This is a genomic window from Myxococcus sp. CA023, from assembly GCF_010998615.1.
Taxonomy (GTDB): Bacteria; Myxococcota; Myxococcia; order Myxococcales; family Myxococcaceae; genus Myxococcus.
Map to the genome: position 1 here is coordinate 1 of NZ_JAAEAH010000208.1, position 440 is coordinate 440.

Annotated in this window: 1 protein-coding gene; it reads right to left on the bottom strand. The window is 75.2% G+C overall.

Translation table 11 applies throughout. The features are described 5' to 3' along the window. Window positions 1-440, bottom strand: a 440-nt coding sequence (locus tag F8M74_RS37300) for a helix-turn-helix domain-containing protein (RefSeq protein ID WP_368669197.1), incomplete at both ends; no start/stop codon positions are given.

The window sequence follows — 440 nt, forward strand, 5'->3', positions numbered from 1 at the left end:
GAGCCGGCGCCGGGCGCGGCACCGGGGCCAGCGAGGCCACGTACGGGGTGGCCGCCGGCTTGCCGGCCGGGGCGGTGGCCGCTTCGGCCGGCGGGACAGCCTCGGCACCGGCCGTGGACGGGGTGACCGGCACGGCGGCCGGGATCACATCCAGCGAGGCGGTGCTCGGCGACGGGGTCGCCCTGCCGTCGAAGTGGCCACGGGTGGCGAACCACACCGGCACCGCCAGCACCGCGGTGATGCCGACATACAGCACGCGGCGACCGAGGTTCTCGGCGATGCGGCGCGCACGCGGGGTATGGGTATGGCTGACCAGGGTGGGCGGAACCACCGGGCCGACCTGGGCCTGTTCCAGCAGCTGGCCGACATCCACGTCGAGCAGGCGCGCATAGCTGCGCAGCTGGCCACGCACGAACACCGGCGCCCCCAGCTTCTGCCAT